The organism is Lagierella sp. (genome assembly GCF_029983815.1).
Classification (GTDB): domain Bacteria; phylum Bacillota; class Clostridia; order Tissierellales; family Peptoniphilaceae; genus Mediannikoviicoccus.
The window spans coordinates 132,249-150,384 of sequence record NZ_JASBYU010000001.1 but is presented as its reverse complement, the minus strand read 5'-3'; the positions used below and the strand labels follow the sequence as shown (position 1 = coordinate 150,384).

The following is an 18,136-nucleotide window of genomic DNA, read 5'->3' as shown; positions in this document are numbered from 1 at the left end:
AATTAAGGAGTGCTCTCTTTTCATACTCCCATAACAGCTAGGAGATAAATATTTTATTTTTGTAGTATTTTAGATTTCTTTCTATTGGTAAAATAAATTACAGATCCAATAACCACTAATATTAGACTTAAAATCTGTGAGACTCTTAGCCCCAAGAAGTAAAGACTATCTGTTCTCATACCTTCAACGAAAAATCTCAATATTCCATAGAGAATAAAATAAAGTGCGATTACCGTACCTTTTTGATGTCTGTTTTTTCTACATATATTAAATAACAGCAAAAATATTAAAAAGTCTCCAAGGGATTCATATAGAAAGGTTGGATGTACCTTTGTACCATCAATTATTATTCCCCAAGGCAAATCCGTAGGTGTTCCATAGGCCTCTTGGTTAATAAAATTTCCCCATCTGCCTATAGCTTGTCCCAGTGCGATTCCTGGAGCGAAAATGTCTAAAATGGTAAGGTAGGGAATATTTCTCTTTTTTGAGAAAATATATGCTACTAAAAAGGCAACTAATAGTCCACCATAAATTGCAAGTCCACCATTTCTTATATTAATTATCTCTGAAGGATTTTTACTATAATAATCCCAACTAAAGACTACATAGTATATTCTAGCTCCAATAATAGCTGGAATAATCGCCCACAATAGTAGATCAGAGGGCATTTCCGGATCTAGATTTTTTATTTTAGCCAATTTACCAGTTAAAAATATTCCAAGGAGAATTCCCGATGTGATCAGTACTGCATACCACATAATATCTATTCCGAAGATAGTAAAGGCTACAGGGTCGATATTAAATTCCATACTACACCTCTAAATCGTCAGGTATATCCCAATTATGATATACATTTTGTACATCGTCATTATCTTCAAGTATATCGATTAATTTTACAAGATTATCTACATCTTCCTTATCATCTACTTTTATTTCATTGTTTGGAATATAGGTCAATTCAGAAAAAATAAAATTATATCCTTCGGCAGATAGGGCATCTCTTACCTTTGCAAAAGATTCTACTTCGGTTATTATTTCAAAGACATCCTCATCTTCTTTAAAATCACTTGCACCAGAATCCAAGGCAAGCATCATCAGTTCTTCCTCGTCGATGCCTTCCTTTTTTATTTGAATTAGCCCAACTCTATTAAAGGTGAACATTACAGAACCGGTAGTTCCTAAGTTTCCACCGAATTTATCAAAGGCGTGTCTTACTTCCGGTGCAGTTCTATTTCTATTGTCCGTTAGACAACTTACAATTACCGCAACTCCACTTGGTCCATAACCTTCGTATACAACTTCTTCATAATTGTCTTGTTCTGATGACCCACTTGCCTTTTTTATTGCTCTTTCAATATTGTCATTTGGCATATTTTCTGCCTTTGCCTTGTCAATTGCAGATTTTAAAGAACTATTGTAATCAGGGTCGCTGCCGCCTTCTTTAACTGCTATGATAATCTCCCTTGTAAGTTTTGTGAAAATCTTACCTCTACGTTTATCTTCATTACCTTTTTTGTTTTTTATCTTACTCCATTTATTATGTCCAGCCATTAATAATCACCTCTATTGAATTTATAGACAATTGGCATTTCTTTTTTATGTCTATTCTTGTTTTTTAATCTATTAATCTTCTCAACTAGTTCTGGTGTACCTGTACCTTCAAGAATATATCTATCCAGTTGTGCATAGGTAAATCCTAGTTCATCTTCATCATTTTGTCCTTCCCACAATCCTGCTGAAGGTTTTTTATTTATAATGCTATCAGGAATTCCAAGATATTTAGCAAATTCAAAAATTTCAGATTTTGTAATATCAGCTATAGGGGAAAAGTCTACTCCGTAGTCACCATATTTAGTGCTATAGCCAATTGTATACTCTGATAGATTTGTGGTACCAATTACTAAATAATTATTTATTTGTGCATGATAATATAAAGTTGTCATCCTAAGTCTAGGCTTTATGTTACTATAAGCCAAGTTATTTGTACTTGGAATATAAAGGGACTTTAAAGAGTTATAAGGCTTGCTTAAGTCAATTTCCAAGGTATTTAAATCAAATAGATCCCTAAGTGTATAGGCATCTTGATAGTCTTTGCCCTTACTTTCAATAGGCATTATTATTCCTAGGGAATTTTCTTTAAATATCCTATTGGATAGCACTCCAACGACAGAGGAGTCAAGACCTCCACTTAACCCATAAACCACTCCCTTGGAACCGGCAGAAGAAACATATTCTTCTATCCAATTTGAAAGATCACTTTCTAATTTTTTGAAATTCATAGCTCCTCCTAAATAAACAATTCATCACCTAAAGTATTAATCAAAAGCTCATCTTTTACTTCCATAACTGCCTTTCCTGAAGTTAAATTCATCAAGACGTCGCTAAAGCTTTTATAATGGGATTTAGGAACGTAGATTCCGATGTAAACCAAATCTAAGAAGTCCTTTTTATGGATATAGAGTTTTTCATCTTCACAGTAATTTAAAAATTTTCCTAGACTATTATAGTCAATTCTTAGACTTATATCCAGAAATTCTTTTTTAAAGACCATTTTTGCCTTAGATGTAACATCGTTACAAGCTTGGGAATAGGCTCTAACAAGTCCAGAAGCCCCTAATAGAATTCCTCCAAAGTATCTTGTCACCACAACACAAATGTCTGTAAGTTCCTTCTTTTTAAGTATATCTAAAATTGGTAACCCTGCAGTTCCTTGAGGTTCACCGTTATCGGAGTACTTTTGGATAAGTCTGTCCTCTCCAATAATATATGCAAAACAGTGATGTCTTGCTTCCTTATTGGAGTCCTTGATTCTGGCGATGAAGTCTTCTGCCTCCACCTCACTACCTACAGGAGATATATTGGCCTTAAAAATAGATTTTTTAATTTCGTTTGATATCTCTTCTTCTTTTAAAATAGTTTTATACACATAACCATCTCCAGTTGATACTAATACCCTATTTTTTCATTATATCAGTTTTAGAAGAAATTGAGAAACTGCAGGAAAATTCAAAAAAATTGTCCTCTATGTTATAATATAAAGGATAAAAAGATGGAGGTTACTATGAAAGATACTTTTATAAACGGCATTGTAAAAACTTTTAAGTTAATAGTAATTTTACTTTTAATTGCTTTTACCTTAATCTGTGGTGCCGTAGGAGTTTCAATTGTAGGTGTATTGGAAAATACTCCTCAAGTTGAACCCAGTCAAATAGATGAACTTCTTTCCCAAACTTCTGAGATTTTAGATTCATCGGGAAACAAAATAGAAACTATTCAAACTAATGAATTTAGAGAGTTGATTACATATGATCAAATCCCTAAAAATTTAATCAATGCGTTTATTGCAATTGAAGATGAAAGATTTTATGAACATAATGGGGTTGACCCAAAGGGAATATTGAGTTCAATTTGGGACAATTTCACATCTTCAGGGCTAAGGGGAGCCTCGACATTAGCTCAACAGCTTTCAAGAAATATTTACTTGAACTCTGAACAGAGGATCCAAAGAAAGATTATGGAGGCCTATCTAGCTGTTCAACTTACAGAGTCCTTGGGAAGGGAAGGTATTTTGGAAAAATATATGAATACCGTTTTCTTAGGACAAAACGCCTATGGAGTACAAGCGGCGAGTAAAACCTATTTTTCCAAGGATGTTAAGGATTTGACTTTGGCAGAATGTGCAGCTATCGCTTCAATTGTGAAAAGCCCTAGTAATTTTGCTTTGTATAGAACTATACTTCCTGAAAAAGTGCAGGGAAATGATATAGTCAAAGGAGATATTGAACTTAATGGAACAATATATAAAACTGTATATAATGACAATTCCAATGCAAGACAAAAGCATGCATTAAAAAACATGCTAGATCAAGGCTATATCTCCGAGGAAGAATACAATCGAGCAGTATCAGAAGATATATCCCAAGCCTTAAACCCAGGACAGAATTCAACTAAACAAGTTATATCTTCCTATTATTCTGATCTAATTGCAAAACAGGTTATAGAAAAGCTTCAAAGTGAATTAAATTATACTAAGGATGAAGCTACAGCAAAATACTATACCGGAGGAATAAGGGTATATTCAGCCATCGATATAGAAATGCAAAATCAGATTGAAGATATTTTTGGTAATTTTTCTTCTGTAGTTTTAAGAAATTCGGGAAGTAAAAGAAGACCTGCATTTTTAAATTGGTCCTCAGACTATGATGGAAATATAACAAATCTCAATGGAAAAGTTGTCTATTATAGAGAAGAGAACTTACTATCTGAGAACGGTTATATAATTCTTACTCCTCAGGAGTATAAAATAAATTCAGATGGTGGATTATTAATTACTAGTCCAAAGTTTGGAGTTTATGGAAACTTTATTGATCCAAAGGATTATTATACAGTAAACGATGAGAACAATTTAGTAACTCATATGATAACCAATTCCGGTAAAGCGGTGGTTGAAAAAGATCAAGTTCAGTTGACAAACGAGGGAATACTGATTGCTAAGGCAGTAATGGACAACAACTCCGATCTATATTCCATTGATGCAAATGGCAATTTGATCTTCAATCCTAATTATTTCAACATCGATAGGGAAGGAATACCACAGCCTCAAGGTTCTATAGTGGTGATTGACCATAAGAGTGGTCTTATTAAAGCTATAGTTGGTGGTAGAAATCAAAAGGGAAGAATGATTCTAAATAGAGCAGCAGATGTTCCTAGACAACCGGGTTCTTCTATTAAACCTGTGTCTGTATATGTGCCTGCTTTAGACAACGGTTATACTGCGGCTACGCCAATTGATGATACCCCGATGTATTACAAGGGTAAGTTGTGGCCAAAAAACGTATATGGATACTATAAGGGACTGGTTTCTTTGAGGGAATCCTTAAGAGACTCCATAAACGTCAATGCAGTAAAGACATTAGAAGATGTAGGTGTGGATAAATCCAAGACATACTGGGAAAAATTTGGTTTGATAAATAAAAATGATCCAACTAAGGATTCCTATGTATCTGCAAGTGAAAATATAAAGATAAATGATGAAAACTCTTCAGCTATGGCTTTAGGTGCCATGACCTATGGTGTTACAAATCTTGATTTGACAGGCGCTTATGCAGCTATAGCAAATAAAGGACAATATATTGAACCTCTATCCTTTACAAAAATCGAAGATTCCAAAGGAAATATTATTATGGAAGATGTAGGGGAGAGAAGACAGGTTATAAGTCCGCAATTGGCATATGTTATTACGGATATTATGAAGGATGTTTTGACTGTGCCTTATGGAAATGTTGCATATGATTCAAATAATGACCTTGCTGGGAAAACTGGTACGACACAGGAAAATCAAGATGTTTGGTTTGTAGGTTTTTCTACACATTATACAATCGGATCCTGGATAGGTTTTGACAATCAACAATTAAAATTGTCTCAAAATGGAGGACAGGCAGTTAGATTATGGTCTGCTGTAAATTCTAAGATTTTGGAGAATAAAGAACCTTCCAAATTCGAAGAACCCGATGGAATAGTCCATATGACAGTTTGTACTATTGGGGATGCTAAACCTACTAGGGCTTGCTATGCGGACCATAGAGGAGTAGTTAAAGAGGAAATCTTCGTTGCTGGAACCGAGCCAACGGACTATTGTAAAGTCCATCAATTCACAAGTACTGGTTTAAGACTTGTAAGGCCGATTCCATATGATCCAGGTAATAGTGGAATCTATCCTAGGGACTGGAATATCTTTAGACGTATAGAACCTAAGAAACCTAGAAATGACGACGATGATAACAATACAAATGATGACAATAATAATGACAATAATGGAAATAACGGGGACAATAGGCCGGCTGAACCACAGCAACCAGAACAACCGGATCAACCAGCAGAACCCGGCGATGACGAAAATTAATATTATTGTTTAGATGAAATCAAGCGTTTAAATTTGGACGCTTGATTTCTTTGTTAAATTAGTTTCTACGTCTTATTAAACAGTTGTTTAAATAACACAATTATTTATAAAATTTGGATAAGTACTGGAAATAAATTTAAATTTAATGTATACTGGATGGGTGAGAAAAATCTATTAAGAGTTTTGTAAAAAACAAATAAAAAATTTGCATTGAATGAAAAATTCGTGTATAATATTTTTTGTGATGTTGATGGATTTTGGTGCACGATTAAAATAATGCTAAAAATGTTGACAAAAGATTTAACACATGGTATTATTATTAGGTACTCATCCGGTGGGTGTGGCCTAGCTGGTTAGGGCGTCAGATTGTGGCTCTGAAGGTCGTGGGTTCGAATCCCATCACCCACCCCATACATGCGGGAATGGCGGAATTGGCAGACGCGCTAGACTTAGGATCTAGTGTCTTTGACGTGGGGGTTCAAGTCCTCTTTCCCGCACCATTTAAACCTCAGATGGCTGTTTTCGGCTGTTTGAGGCATTTTTTTGCCCTTTTATTTATATGCTAGATTTATTTTCATCATTAGCTTTTTCTAATATCATTATAAGTTGATTTTTTTAAAATGTCATAGAGGTTTCTTTAATTCTTAGATTAACTTAAAATATAGTTAAGTCTTAGGTTACTTTAATATTCTAATAGGGTACATATGGTAAACCTCAAACTTCAACATTGCAACTGTATTTTATTTAAATGTAACCTGGTGGTTTACAAATTTCCAATGTTAGTTTCTAGATTGCAACTGAAAAATCTTATAAAATTAGAATAGAAAAGGAGGAGAAATAAATGATTTTAGCTGACAAGATAATTCTTTTACGAAAGAGAAATGGATGGTCTCAAGAGGAGTTTGCGGATATGTTAAATGTTTCTAGGCAATCTGTTTCGAGATGGGAGAGTGCCCAGTCAACTCCAGAGTTAAATAGAATTATAGAAATGAGTAAGATATTTTCAGTTTCCACAGATTATCTTATTAAGGATGAAATGGAAGAAATTGAATTTTCAGATGGTTATGTCAATGACAACGATCTTAGGAAAGTATCCCTGGAAGAGGCCAATGAATTTATCGATTTAAGTAGGCAGGCTTCATCTAGAGTTAGCTTAGGAGTTTCTCTTTTGATACTTTCACCTACAATTTTATTGGGATTGGTAGGAGCGGTAGAGGGAAAAAGAATTTCAATTACAGAAAATGTGGCAAACACTATAGGTACAATTTTTTTAATTTCATTTATCGCCATTGCAATAGCTTTACTTATTTTGACCTATCAGAGTTTAAAAGAATACGAGTTTTTGGAGAAAGATGACTTTGATACGGAATATGGAGTAAAGGGAATGGCTGAGGAAAGGCGGGAAATTTTCAAACCTTCTTTTTTACGAGGGATAATTATAGGTGTTCCACTTTGCATTCTCAGTGTAATTCCTGTATTATTGACAGGATTTATGGAAAATCCTGATCCTTTTATGGAAGTGATGGCAGTTGTATTTCTTTTATTTATTGTAGCTATTGGAGTCAACTTGATAGTGAGGGTTTCAATAATAAAGGAGAGTTATGAACAATTGTTGCAAATAGGGGAATACCATCCTGATACTAAAAAAGAGAATAAAATTGCGGGCCCTTTAATAAGTATTTTATGGCTAGTTATCGTTGCAATTTATTTTGGATATAGCTTTATTACCAAAAACTGGCATATTTCTTGGGTAATATTTCCTATAGGAGGATTTTTGACGGGGATAATCTCCATTATATTCCAGATGGTTAAGAAAAGATAATCAAGAGAATATATTTAGGTCTTAATTATGGCTTATCTCAGTCTATGAATAATTTAATATTTTTAAACTCTAGAACGAAAAAATCGAGCGCTAAGCTCGATTTTTTACTTGTAGAAATTCTTACAAAATTTTGAAAGGTTCATTTAATTATTGAGCAGTATATCCTCTATCAATTGGAATTGACGCTCCAGTAATAAAGCTGGATTCATCAGAGGCTAAAAATAGTACTAAATTTGCTACCTCTTCAGGTTTTCCTACTCTTCCTATTGGATGTTTTGCTCTTTGTTTTTCCTTATATTCAGGGTCTTCATCAATAAGTTTTTGTACCAGAGGGGTCAATATGGTTCCAGGATGTACAGAGTTAACTCTAATATTATCTGGACCATAAGTTATAGCATCCTTTTTTGTCAGCAGGGTCACAGCTCCCTTTGCTGCATGATAAACAGTTAGTTCATGGGATCCTACTAAACCATAGATAGAAGAAAAGTTTATAATATAACCTTTTCCTGACTTTTTAAGATGGGGAACTGCATGTTTTGTCATAAAAAACACACCCTTGACGTCAATGTCAAAAACAAAATTCCATTCCTCCAATGATATTTCGTGGGTCGGTTTATCCACTCCAGTTACCCCTGCGTTATTTACCAAGATATCTAACTTTCCCCATTTTTCTATTACCTTTTCTACTACATTTTTACAGTCTTCCTCTTTAGAGACATCTAATTTAATATAGATGGCTTCTCCGCCATTATCATTGATTTCCTGTGCAACCTTTTTTCCATTTTCTTCTGTTCTACTGGTGATGGCTACCTTTGCTCCTTCTTTTGCAAATAATTCAGCAGTAGCCTTTCCCATACCTTCACTGGAGCCAGTGATAATAGCAACTTTTCCTTCAAGTCGTTTCATCATCGTCCCTCCTATTACTGAAATTATTTTTTTGAATAGCTAAATCTATTCACTATATTTATACCCTAACTCTAAAAATATAAGTTTGTATTCTAGTGAAGCACAGGCATTCATCTATAATTTGGTAAAAACAAGAAAATCGATACACAATTACCCACAAATTATCAGAATAAAAGAAAAACCTCACCAAATAGCCATAAGTTTGTATCTAATAGTAAAATCGTTAGCATGGATTTAACATGAAAACGTTGAAAATACTAAGTTAATAGTGTATTATAGTATTAAGTGGTAGAAAGTGGGTAAAAGTGTTTAATTTTTAGTGGGAGGTGGTTATGTGTTCATAGGCGAATATCAACATAATTTGGATTCTAAGGGACGTATAACCATGCCTTCAAAATTCAGAGATGAATTAGGAAAAAGCTTTTACATCACAAAGGGAATGGACGGTTGTCTATTCGTTTTTCCAGAGGAACAGTGGATAGAGATGGATAAAAAAATTAATAATTTGAGATTGTCTCGAAAAGAGGCAAGGGGAATAGCTAGATTATTCTATGCAGGAGCGATTGATGTTTCTTTGGATAAGATGGGACGTGTACTTTTGCCTGGTAACTTAAGGGAGTATGCAATGTTGAAAAAAGAAGCGATAGTTATCGGTGTTTCTACCAGGGTTGAAATTTGGGATAAGGACAGATGGGAGTCTTACAATGATGATGAAGACTTCAACTATGACATTTTAACTGAGAGGATGTCGGATTTAGACATAGATTTTTAGGGGTTTAATATGGAATTTAAGCATATACCAGTTCTTTTAGAAGAAACTATAGAAGGATTGAAAATACAAGAAAATAAAATTTATGTGGATTGCACTTTAGGTGGAGGTAGTCATTCTTTAGAGATAGCAAAGAGGCTTAAGGATGGAAGGTTGATTTGCATTGACCAGGACTTAGATGCTCTAAATGCAGCAAAGGCTAAACTAAAGGACTATTCGGATAAAATCACATTTATTAAATCCAATTTTAAGTATTTCGAAGAGATACTCGATCAATTGGGAATTGAAAAAGTCGATGGAGTTTTGATGGACATTGGGGTTTCATCATTCCAAATAGATGAGGTATCAAGAGGGTTTTCCTATATGGAGGATGCACCTTTAGATATGAGAATGGATAAACAACAGGAATTGACGGCTGCTTTTATAGTCAATAATTATTCGGTTGAGGAGTTATCGGATATCTTTTTTAAATATGGTGAAGAGAAATGGTCCTATAGGATAGCTCAATTTATTGTTGAAAAGAGAAGAGAAAAAGAGATAGAAACTACATTTGATCTTGTAGAGATAATAGATTCAGCAGTCCCATTAGAGGTCAGGAAGAAATCTAAAGGACATTATTCAAAAAGAGTTTTTCAAGCTTTGAGGATTGAAGTTAACGATGAGCTTGGAGCTTTAGAATATGTACTACCAAGGATTGTAAAGAGGTTGAATAAAGGTGGGAGATTATGTGTAATAACATTTCACTCTTTAGAGGATCGAATTGTAAAGAATATCTTCAAAGATTTAAATACTGATTGCATATGTCCACCGGATTTGCCAATTTGTGTATGTAATAAAAAGAAAGAAGTAGAGATAATTACTAGAAAACCAATTACTCCTACAGAACTAGAGATGGAAGAGAATTCCAGATCCAAGAGTTCTAAGTTAAGAATTGTAGAAAGAGTGTAGATATGGAAGCTAGAAACTATGATTTTTCATATGCTGTAGAAAACACAGCATATCAAAATGCCGACCTAAGGGTATTGAAAAATGAAGACAGATATATTAAAGTCAAAGGGAGGACAAGAAAGAAAACTAAAGTTGCTACTAGAAAAAAAGCTCTAGTTACTTTAGGACTGATTAATGTTCTATTATCTATTTGTCTACTATATTCCTATGTGACTTCAACGGTTCTAACGGGTAAAATATCCAGTGTAAAAACTGAAATTGAGGACCTTGAAGCTACCAGAGATTACTATAGCATGGAAATAGATAAATATGCATCTGTTGAAAGGATTGAAGAAATAGCCAGGTATAAATTGGGTATGGTTTATCCTAATGAAAATCAATACTTCTATATTTCAAAGAGCGAAGACAAAAAAATGGATAATTCAGGTAAGTTAGAAAATAATACGCTGGTTAGCAAAAACAATGAAAAAGAGAAGAAGAACTAATTTTAATAGAAAATTTAAAAATAGAACTATTGGTATATTTTTAATAAGTTTAATAATGTTATTTGTTTTTGCAGCAAGGATGATCTATTTATATAATTCAATATATAAAACAAAGGCTGCAGAACAGAGGACAAGGATATTAAAAATTCCCGCTAAGAGAGGACAAATACTCGACAGTAGTGGAAATGTCTTGGCAAAGAATGTAAAAGTAAATTGTCTATATTACTTTCCCCAAGATTTAAAAGAAGATTCTAGAAATAAAATTATAAATGGATTTTCAACTATTCTAGATATGTCAGGGGAAGAGATCGACAAAGTATTAGCGAGTAAGAAGACCGTAAGAGTTAAGGAGAACCTCACCTCTAAGCAGGTAAAGGAAATAAGAGATTTAGGTGAGAATTCTTTAAGTCTTACGGTTGAAAATAGAAGATACTATCCCGAAGGAACTTCACTTTCCTATGTTTTAGGTTTTACAAATAGCGATGGTGAAGGGCTTTATGGTGTTGAAAATTTTTATGATAATTTTTTAAAGGGAAAATATGGTCTAAATATTTTTGCTGGTTCTAGAAATGGAAGTTTGATCTCTTTTGAAGATAATAGAGAGGTCAAATCTCACGAAGGGAAAAATATTACTTTAAATATAGAACAATCTATCTCAGGTATAATAGGAAATATTCTTAGAGATGCCCAGGAGAAATACAGTCCAAAGTCCATTTCCGTAATAGTGACTAATCCTATGACAAATAAAGTTATTGCCATGGAAAATTCGCCTAGATTTGATTCTAATAATCCTCGGAAAGGTAGAACTGAAGAGGAACAAAAGGAATTGGATGGATTAAAGGACAAGGAAAAATTAAATAAACTATATGACATTTGGAGAAATAGATGCATTAGTGACATTTACGAACCAGGATCAGTATATAAACTGATTACTGCTGCCGTTGGTTTGGAGGAAGGCGTCTTTACTGAAAGGGACACCTATGAATGCAAGGGATACTATAATATAACCAAGGGTGTTACTATAAAATGTTATAGGTGGTATGACCCCCATGGTATTCAGACTATGGAAGAAGCTTTGGCCAATTCTTGCAACCCTTCCTTTGCACAAATGGCTGAACAAATAGGTTATGCAAAGATGCACCAATATTTGAAAGCCTTTGGATTTGGGGATTTGACTGGAATTGATTTAATAGGGGAACAAAAGGGGCTTATTCCATCTTCTGCATCTAGTATGAACATTGCACAATTGGTTACAATGTCCTATGGACATGGTATTGCTGCAACTCCCATTCAAGTGATTACAGCCTGTAATGCCTTAATAAACGGTGGATATCTAATTACTCCGACTATCGCCAATAAGATAGATGGCAAGGAGCTTCATCCTAAGGAAGAACTTGTAAAAAGGCAGGTTATTTCTCAAAAGACAAGTGAGAGAATGAAAGCTTTAATGGTTAATAATGTTGAAAATGGAGGAGCTAATGCTGTAAAGTCACCTTATTATTCAGTTGGAGGAAAATCAGGAACTACAATCAAATTAGAAAATGGAGTCTATACTTCTGAAAAGACAGTAGCTTCATTTTATTCTGCTTTTCCTATGGAAAAACCTGAATTTTCAGTTTTGGTAGTAGTGGACGAACCCAAGGGCATGAATTCAGGGAATGCTGTGGCTGGAGATATAGCAAAAAGGGTGAATGATGAAATTGCCAAGCTTAAAAATATTAATAAAGGAAGTAGTACAGAGTCTGAGCTTACGGATATAGATGTGCCTAATTTTGTTGGAGAAACCTTAAGAAATGCTGTAAATATTGCAAATTCTAAGGGTATAAAAATTGAGATTATAAACACTTCTGATTCAGATGGAATAATAATCAAAGGACAGTCCGTCGATGCAGGTGCAAAAATAAACAAAAATAAGGTTATAAGTCTAATTGCTGATGATTCTGGTGAGGCAGCGGTTAAAATCCCAGAATTGGTTGGGAAATATAAGAATGAAGCCCTATCCATATTAAAGGACACCAATTTAAAGATTACCCACACAGGGGATTCTGAAAAATCTAGAATAATAAAGACTAATCCTCCTGTAAATGACTTTATACGCCAAGGTGACACTCTTGAATTAATCTATGAACCTATTAAAAAGAAAAAGGATGAAAAGAAAAAAGAGAACACAGAAGATAATAGTCAAGAGCAAGAAGATGTGGAAAATGAAGAATCGAAAAAACAGGAAGAAGAAAATATAAACGACTCAGAGGAGTAAAATGAGTTATAGGAAAAAAGAAGGTTTCTAAATTATAGGAGCCTTCTTTTTTATGTCTTATAAGATAAAAAGTCTTGATAAAAATTTGAAATTTTCTCTATAGTGATTTAGATTACTGTTATTTTTATGCCAAGATACTAGAATGATAGTAACGGAGTTAAAATAAATAATTCAAGGAGGAAAATAATATGTGTTGGGACAATTTTAAAGGTGAAAAATGGAAAAATGAGATTGATGTAAGAGATTTTATTCAAGATAACTATACTCCTTATGAAGGTGATGAGGAATTTCTAGAAGGTCCAACAGATAGAACTGCCGCATTGTGGGGTAAGGCAGAAAACTTAATTCAAGAAGAAATAAAAACAGGAGTTATTCCTGTAAATACTAAGAAATTTTCTTCTATATCAGGATTTGAACCAGCTTATTTAGATAAGGAAAATGAAATTATCTATGGCTATCAAGGAGAAAAACCTCTAGAGAGAATAGTTAATCCATATGGTGGATATAGAATGGTACTAAACTCTTTAAAGGCCTATGGACTAGAAATGGACCCAGATAGTGAAAGACATTTTAGAGAGTATAGAAAAACTCATAATGATGGAGTTTTTGATGCTTATACTACAGATATGAGATTGGCAAGAACTGCTGGTTTAATCACAGGTTTGCCAGATGCATACGGTAGGGGAAGGATCATTGGTGACTATAGAAGAATTGCTCTTTACGGAATTGATAGATTGAAGGCTGAAAAGATAAAGGATAAGGCAAATATTACTGGTGTTGCTGACGAAGAGACCATTAGAACTAGAGAAGAGTTGTCTGAACAGATTAGAGCCTTAGATGAAATGATAGTTCTGGGAGATTCCTATGGTATAGACTTAAGAAAGCCTGCTAAAAATGCTTTAGAGGCTGCCCAATTTCTATATATGGGTTATCTAGCTGCTATTAAAGAAAATAATGGAGCAGCTATGAGTATCGGAAGAAACACTACTTTCTTAGATATATATATTGAAAGAGATTTAAAAAATGGTTTAATAGATGAAAAACAAGCTCAGGAGATAGTTGATCAACTTGTAATAAAGTTAAGAATGTCAAGACATTTAAGAACTCCAGAATACAACGAACTATTTGCTGGGGATCCTACTTGGGTAACTGAATCCATTGGTGGAATGGGTGAAGATGGAAGAACTTTAGTTACTAAGACAGCCTTTAGATACTTAAATACTTTGAAAAATTTAGATTCTGCTCCAGAGCCTAATATGACTGTTTTATGGTCTGAGAACTTACCTGAGAAATTCAAGTTATACTGTGCAAAGATGAGTATGGACACAGGTTCTGTTCAATATGAAAATGATGATGTCATGAGAGAAGTATATGGGGACGACTACGCTATTGCATGCTGTGTTTCAGCAATGAGAATAGGTAAGGATATGCAATATTTTGGAGCAAGGGCAAATTTGGCAAAAGCTCTACTATATTCCTTAAATGGCGGAATTGATGAAATGAAGAGAAACAAGAAGGATGGTTCTCCTCTAATGCCATTGGGAGCAATTCCTAGAATTGAAGATGATGTTTTAGATTATGATCATGTGCTAAAGAGTTATAAATACACTTTATCAAAATTGGCACCACTATATGTAAATGCACTGAACACTATACATTTTATGCATGATAAATACGCTTATGAAAAGGGTCAAATGGCTTTACACGATTCTAATATAAATAGAACAATGGCCTTTGGAGTTGCTGGTCTTTCAATTGTAGCTGACTCCTTATCTGCAATTAAATATGCTAAGGTTACTCCTATTAGAAACGAAGAAGGTGTAGCAATAGACTTTGAAATTGAAGGGGACTATCCAAAATACGGTAATGACGACGATAGGGTAGATGAAATTGCAGTAAAAGTTCTCGAGTTCTTTATGGACGAATTGCGTAAAACTCCTACAATTAGAAATGCTAAACACACTCTTTCAGTTCTAACCATTACTTCCAACGTGGTTTATGGAAAGAAAACAGGTACTACTCCTGATGGAAGAAGAGCAGGTGAACCATTTGCTCCAGGAGCAAACCCAATGCATGGAAGAGATGACAAAGGAGCCCTAGCCAGTCTTAATTCAGTAGCAAAATTACCTTATAAGGGAGTTTGTGAAGATGGTATTTCAAATACATTTTCAATTGTTCCTGATGCTTTAGGAAAAGAGGTTGAAACTGAGAAACAAAACCTTGTATCTATAATGGACGGATACTTTTCTCAAAGAGCTTTCCACTTAAATGTAAATGTACTGAACAGACAAAAGCTAATTGATGCAATGGACAATCCTGAAAAATATCCTAATTTAACTATAAGGATAAGTGGATATGCGGTACATTTCAACAAATTGACTGAGGAACAAAAGAAAGAGGTAATTTCAAGAACATTCCACGAAAGGATATAATATTATGAAAGGTAGAATTCATTCAATAGAAACTATGGGGCTTTTAGATGGGCCTGGAATAAGGACAGTAGTCTTTTTACAAGGTTGTCCTTTAAGATGTCAATATTGTCATAATCCTGATAGCCAAAGGGTAAACGGTGGACATGAGATGGATTCTGAGGAAATCTTGAATATTGTAAAAAGGTTTAAACCATATTTTAAAAGGTCTAAGGGCGGAGTTACAGTTTCTGGTGGTGAACCCCTCATACAGGGAGATTTTTTAATCGAACTACTTCAAAAAATTCAAAGGGAAGGGATTTGTACTGTAGTGGACACTTCAGGCTTTGGTGATAAATCCAAATATGATGAAATCTTAAAATATACGGATTTAGTACTTTTAGATTTGAAACATTTTGATCCAAAGGAGCATATGAAATTGGTTAAAAGACCCATTAATATGCAAGAGGATTTTATTAAAGCTCTCCTTAGAAATGAAACTAGACTTTGGATACGACATGTGATGGTGCCGGGTTGGACCGACAATGAAGAATCTATGAAGCAATTGGCCAAGAGAATTTTACCTTTATATGATAGAGTTGAAAAGATAGAAATTCTTCCCTATATGACCTTTGGCGAAGGGAAATATGATGAACTTGGCATGGAATATGAACTAAAGGGCGTGGACCCTATGGATAAGTCTAGAGCTAAAGAATTGGAGAATTTTTTAATAGAATACTTGGAAAATCAAAGAAATATAAAAAGAGTTGTTTAAGGTAGGGTTTTTCCCTACCTGTTTTATTCGGTTACTATTCTACAAATCTATATAGGATCTATGAGTATTTCTTTTATTTATGACTAAAAATTCGATAGTTTAATATGGCTGTTTGATTAAAAATTCCCATACTATATAATTATAGTGGAGGGAATATGAAAGAGATAATTAAAGAAACTAAGCTATTTAATTTTCTGTCAGATGAAGATAAAGAACAGCTATCAAAATCTGTTGAGCTTATAACTGTAAAAAGAGGAGACTATGTATTTCGCCCTTTTGATAAGGCGCTATACATGTATATTATAAAGACTGGATCAATGAAGATCTCTATGGATTTATCCGATGGTAGAGAACAAATTCTCTATGTGTATAAAGATGAGGATTTTGTTGGAGGGTTGAATCTAATTACTTCGGATAGTTACCTTTATAACGGAATAGCACTGACTAAATGTCAAATATTAAAGATATCGAAAGATGATTTTCTCAATATTTTAATGCATGATGAATATTTTCTTAAGCATATGCTAATTCAAAGCTATCTTAGAATAAGAAAAAGCGAAGAGTTAATCGATAGGTTATCCGTGATAAATGGAGATATGAAGGTTGCTAAAAGTTTAATAGACTTAGCTAATAGATCTGGTTACAAAAAGGAAGATGGAAGAATTGTGGTTAAGCACAATATGAATAGGATGGAGTTGGGGAGTTTTTCTGGGGTGGCTAGGGAGACTTTAATTCGAAAACTCAGTCATTTTGAAGACCTTGGTCTCATCAAGTTGTTGCCAAAGGGAGAGATTGAAATTTTAAATTTGGAAAGTCTAAAGGATCTAACCATTTAAATTAACATTTAAGCCTCTTTAGGATATAATAATAAAATGAGCAAAGGAGAACAAAATGAATTTAGACATATCAAAATTATCAATTATGCTTTTGACTAGCATAATTTTATCCCTAGTTATGGGTAAATTTCTTATTAAATTATTAATACGTGCAAAGATTGGTCAAAGTATTAGAGATGATGGCCCTAAGGCCCATCTTACTAAACAGGGAACCCCAACAATGGGAGGAATCATATTTATTATTTCTACACTTATTACTCTTTTGATATTTAAGGGGTATAGTCATGAAAATATACTTATAGTTTTAAGTATGCTTGGATTTGGATTGGTTGGATTTGTAGACGACTTTTTCAAACTGGTTATGAAAAGGTCATTAGGTTTAACTGAATTACAAAAGATAGTTTTTCAAATCGTTATGAGCTTTGGACTTATCTATCTTGCATCTAGAGTTTCAGAAAAATCTATTTCATTGATATCTATACCATTTACAAATGTGGAATTTGATTTAGGAATATTTGCATATCCTATACTAGCCTTTATCATGATAGGTACTGTAAATGCTACAAATATCACTGATGGAATTGACGGTTTAGTGACCTCTGTATCAATACCGGTATTTGCAGCCTTGACCATCATAGGACTTTCTAGGAATTCTTCAATTCCTATTTTTACGATTATATTTTTAGGGTCTCTAATTGGGTTCCTTGTATATAACTCCAATCCGGCATCTGTATTTATGGGAGATACGGGTTCAATGGCCATAGGTGGAGCTTTGGTTATGATTGCATTGATTATGAATGCCCCACTATACTTGGTAATATTAGGTGGTGTATATGTAATTGAAACAATGTCAGTAATCATTCAAGTTATCAGCTACAAGACCAGAAATAAAAAAAGGGTGTTTCTTATGTCGCCAATTCACCATCACTATGAACTAAAAGGATATAAAGAACCTAAAATTGTTGCGGCATTTACAACACTTTCAACAATTTTTTCTATATTGACCATAATAGGTCTTAGGAGTTAGT

General features: G+C 33.8%; 15 protein-coding genes and 2 tRNA genes. 12 read left to right on the top strand and 5 right to left on the bottom strand.

Annotation, left to right across the window (positions count from 1 at the left end):
- Positions 1-53 precede the first annotated feature (53 nt).
- The 4 genes from lgt to Q1K37_RS00715 are packed head-to-tail and all read right to left on the bottom strand — an operon-like array spanning position 54 to position 2,926.
- On the bottom strand, positions 54-809 hold the full coding sequence (gene lgt / locus Q1K37_RS00730; RefSeq protein WP_300408363.1) for a prolipoprotein diacylglyceryl transferase: 756 nt from the start codon (positions 807-809) through the stop codon (positions 54-56).
- Position 810: 1 nt separating this feature from the next.
- Positions 811-1,551, bottom strand: a complete 741-nt coding sequence (locus Q1K37_RS00725; RefSeq protein WP_300408361.1) for a YebC/PmpR family DNA-binding transcriptional regulator — start codon at positions 1,549-1,551, stop codon at positions 811-813.
- Complete coding sequence (nadE, locus tag Q1K37_RS00720) at positions 1,551-2,279, bottom strand: NAD(+) synthase (RefSeq protein WP_300408359.1); 729 nt, start codon at positions 2,277-2,279, stop codon at positions 1,551-1,553. Before nadE ends, Q1K37_RS00725 begins: the two co-directional genes overlap by 1 nt.
- An 8-nt stretch (positions 2,280-2,287) precedes the next feature.
- Positions 2,288-2,926, bottom strand: coding sequence for a YigZ family protein (locus Q1K37_RS00715; protein ID WP_300408356.1), 639 nt, complete (start codon positions 2,924-2,926; stop codon positions 2,288-2,290).
- Positions 2,927-3,061: 135 nt separating this feature from the next.
- Between Q1K37_RS00715 and Q1K37_RS00710 the strand changes: the two genes are divergently transcribed.
- From Q1K37_RS00710 to Q1K37_RS00695, 4 genes are all read left to right on the top strand, one after another.
- Positions 3,062-5,902, top strand: a complete 2,841-nt coding sequence (locus Q1K37_RS00710; RefSeq protein WP_300408353.1) for a transglycosylase domain-containing protein — start codon at positions 3,062-3,064, stop codon at positions 5,900-5,902.
- Between the two features lie 334 nt (positions 5,903-6,236).
- Positions 6,237-6,313 (top strand) — tRNA-His (locus Q1K37_RS00705).
- Positions 6,314-6,318: 5 nt separating this feature from the next.
- Positions 6,319-6,402: transfer RNA gene (locus Q1K37_RS00700), tRNA-Leu, on the top strand.
- Positions 6,403-6,743: 341 nt separating this feature from the next.
- Positions 6,744-7,724 (top strand): helix-turn-helix transcriptional regulator, encoded by a 981-nt coding sequence (locus Q1K37_RS00695; protein ID WP_300408350.1) that lies wholly within the window; start codon positions 6,744-6,746, stop codon positions 7,722-7,724.
- A gap of 147 nt (positions 7,725-7,871) precedes the next feature.
- On the opposite strand, the gene Q1K37_RS00690 is transcribed toward Q1K37_RS00695, so the two are convergent.
- Positions 7,872-8,633, bottom strand: a complete 762-nt coding sequence (locus Q1K37_RS00690; RefSeq protein ID WP_300408347.1) for an SDR family oxidoreductase — start codon at positions 8,631-8,633, stop codon at positions 7,872-7,874.
- A 331-nt stretch (positions 8,634-8,964) separates the two neighbouring features.
- Here Q1K37_RS00690 and mraZ point away from each other — a divergent pair, with 331 nt between their 5' ends.
- The 8 genes from mraZ (at position 8,965) to mraY (ending at position 18,135) form a co-directional block, all read left to right on the top strand.
- The gene (gene mraZ, locus Q1K37_RS00685; RefSeq protein WP_300408344.1) at positions 8,965-9,402 is read left to right on the top strand and encodes a division/cell wall cluster transcriptional repressor MraZ; all 438 of its coding nucleotides are present in this window, start codon (positions 8,965-8,967) and stop codon (positions 9,400-9,402) included.
- Between the two features lie 9 nt (positions 9,403-9,411).
- Entirely contained in the window at positions 9,412-10,347 is a 936-nt protein-coding gene (gene rsmH / locus Q1K37_RS00680; protein WP_300408341.1) for a 16S rRNA (cytosine(1402)-N(4))-methyltransferase RsmH, read from the top strand.
- Positions 10,348-10,349: 2 nt separating this feature from the next.
- Positions 10,350-10,832, top strand: a complete 483-nt coding sequence (locus tag Q1K37_RS00675) for a cell division protein FtsL (RefSeq protein ID WP_300408338.1) — start codon at positions 10,350-10,352, stop codon at positions 10,830-10,832.
- Positions 10,810-13,089 (top strand): penicillin-binding transpeptidase domain-containing protein, encoded by a 2,280-nt coding sequence (locus tag Q1K37_RS00670; RefSeq protein ID WP_300408335.1) that lies wholly within the window; start codon positions 10,810-10,812, stop codon positions 13,087-13,089. Before Q1K37_RS00675 ends, Q1K37_RS00670 begins: the two co-directional genes overlap by 23 nt.
- A gap of 188 nt (positions 13,090-13,277) precedes the next feature.
- Complete coding sequence (gene pflB / locus Q1K37_RS00665; protein ID WP_300408332.1) at positions 13,278-15,521, top strand: formate C-acetyltransferase; 2,244 nt, start codon at positions 13,278-13,280, stop codon at positions 15,519-15,521.
- Between the two features lie 4 nt (positions 15,522-15,525).
- Positions 15,526-16,272 (top strand): pyruvate formate-lyase-activating protein, encoded by a 747-nt coding sequence (pflA, locus tag Q1K37_RS00660; RefSeq protein ID WP_300408330.1) that lies wholly within the window; start codon positions 15,526-15,528, stop codon positions 16,270-16,272.
- A 155-nt stretch (positions 16,273-16,427) separates the two neighbouring features.
- Positions 16,428-17,108 carry a Crp/Fnr family transcriptional regulator gene (locus tag Q1K37_RS00655; RefSeq protein ID WP_300408327.1) on the top strand — a complete coding sequence of 227 codons (681 nt, stop codon included), beginning with the start codon at positions 16,428-16,430 and terminating at the stop codon, positions 17,106-17,108.
- A gap of 55 nt (positions 17,109-17,163) precedes the next feature.
- Positions 17,164-18,135, top strand: coding sequence for a phospho-N-acetylmuramoyl-pentapeptide-transferase (gene mraY, locus Q1K37_RS00650; RefSeq protein ID WP_300408324.1), 972 nt, complete (start codon positions 17,164-17,166; stop codon positions 18,133-18,135).
- The last annotated feature ends 1 nt before the right edge of the window (position 18,136 follow it).

Bases quoted from the DNA above. Each gene is read 5' to 3' on its own strand.
- lgt (WP_300408363.1), bottom strand. From the start codon at position 809: ATGGAATTTAATATCGACCCTGTAGCCTTTACTATCTTCGGAATAGAT.
- Q1K37_RS00725 (WP_300408361.1), bottom strand. From the start codon at position 1,551: ATGGCTGGACATAATAAATGGAGTAAGATAAAAAACAAAAAAGGTAAT.
- nadE (WP_300408359.1), bottom strand. From the start codon at position 2,279: ATGAATTTCAAAAAATTAGAAAGTGATCTTTCAAATTGGATAGAAGAA.
- Q1K37_RS00710 (WP_300408353.1), top strand. From the start codon at position 3,062: ATGAAAGATACTTTTATAAACGGCATTGTAAAAACTTTTAAGTTAATA.
- Q1K37_RS00695 (WP_300408350.1), top strand. From the start codon at position 6,744: ATGATTTTAGCTGACAAGATAATTCTTTTACGAAAGAGAAATGGATGG.
- Q1K37_RS00690 (WP_300408347.1), bottom strand. From the start codon at position 8,633: ATGATGAAACGACTTGAAGGAAAAGTTGCTATTATCACTGGCTCCAGT.
- rsmH (WP_300408341.1), top strand. From the start codon at position 9,412: ATGGAATTTAAGCATATACCAGTTCTTTTAGAAGAAACTATAGAAGGA.
- Q1K37_RS00675 (WP_300408338.1), top strand. From the start codon at position 10,350: ATGGAAGCTAGAAACTATGATTTTTCATATGCTGTAGAAAACACAGCA.
- Q1K37_RS00670 (WP_300408335.1), top strand. From the start codon at position 10,810: ATGAAAAAGAGAAGAAGAACTAATTTTAATAGAAAATTTAAAAATAGA.
- pflB (WP_300408332.1), top strand. From the start codon at position 13,278: ATGTGTTGGGACAATTTTAAAGGTGAAAAATGGAAAAATGAGATTGAT.
- pflA (WP_300408330.1), top strand. From the start codon at position 15,526: ATGAAAGGTAGAATTCATTCAATAGAAACTATGGGGCTTTTAGATGGG.
- Q1K37_RS00655 (WP_300408327.1), top strand. From the start codon at position 16,428: ATGAAAGAGATAATTAAAGAAACTAAGCTATTTAATTTTCTGTCAGAT.
- mraY (WP_300408324.1), top strand. From the start codon at position 17,164: ATGAATTTAGACATATCAAAATTATCAATTATGCTTTTGACTAGCATA.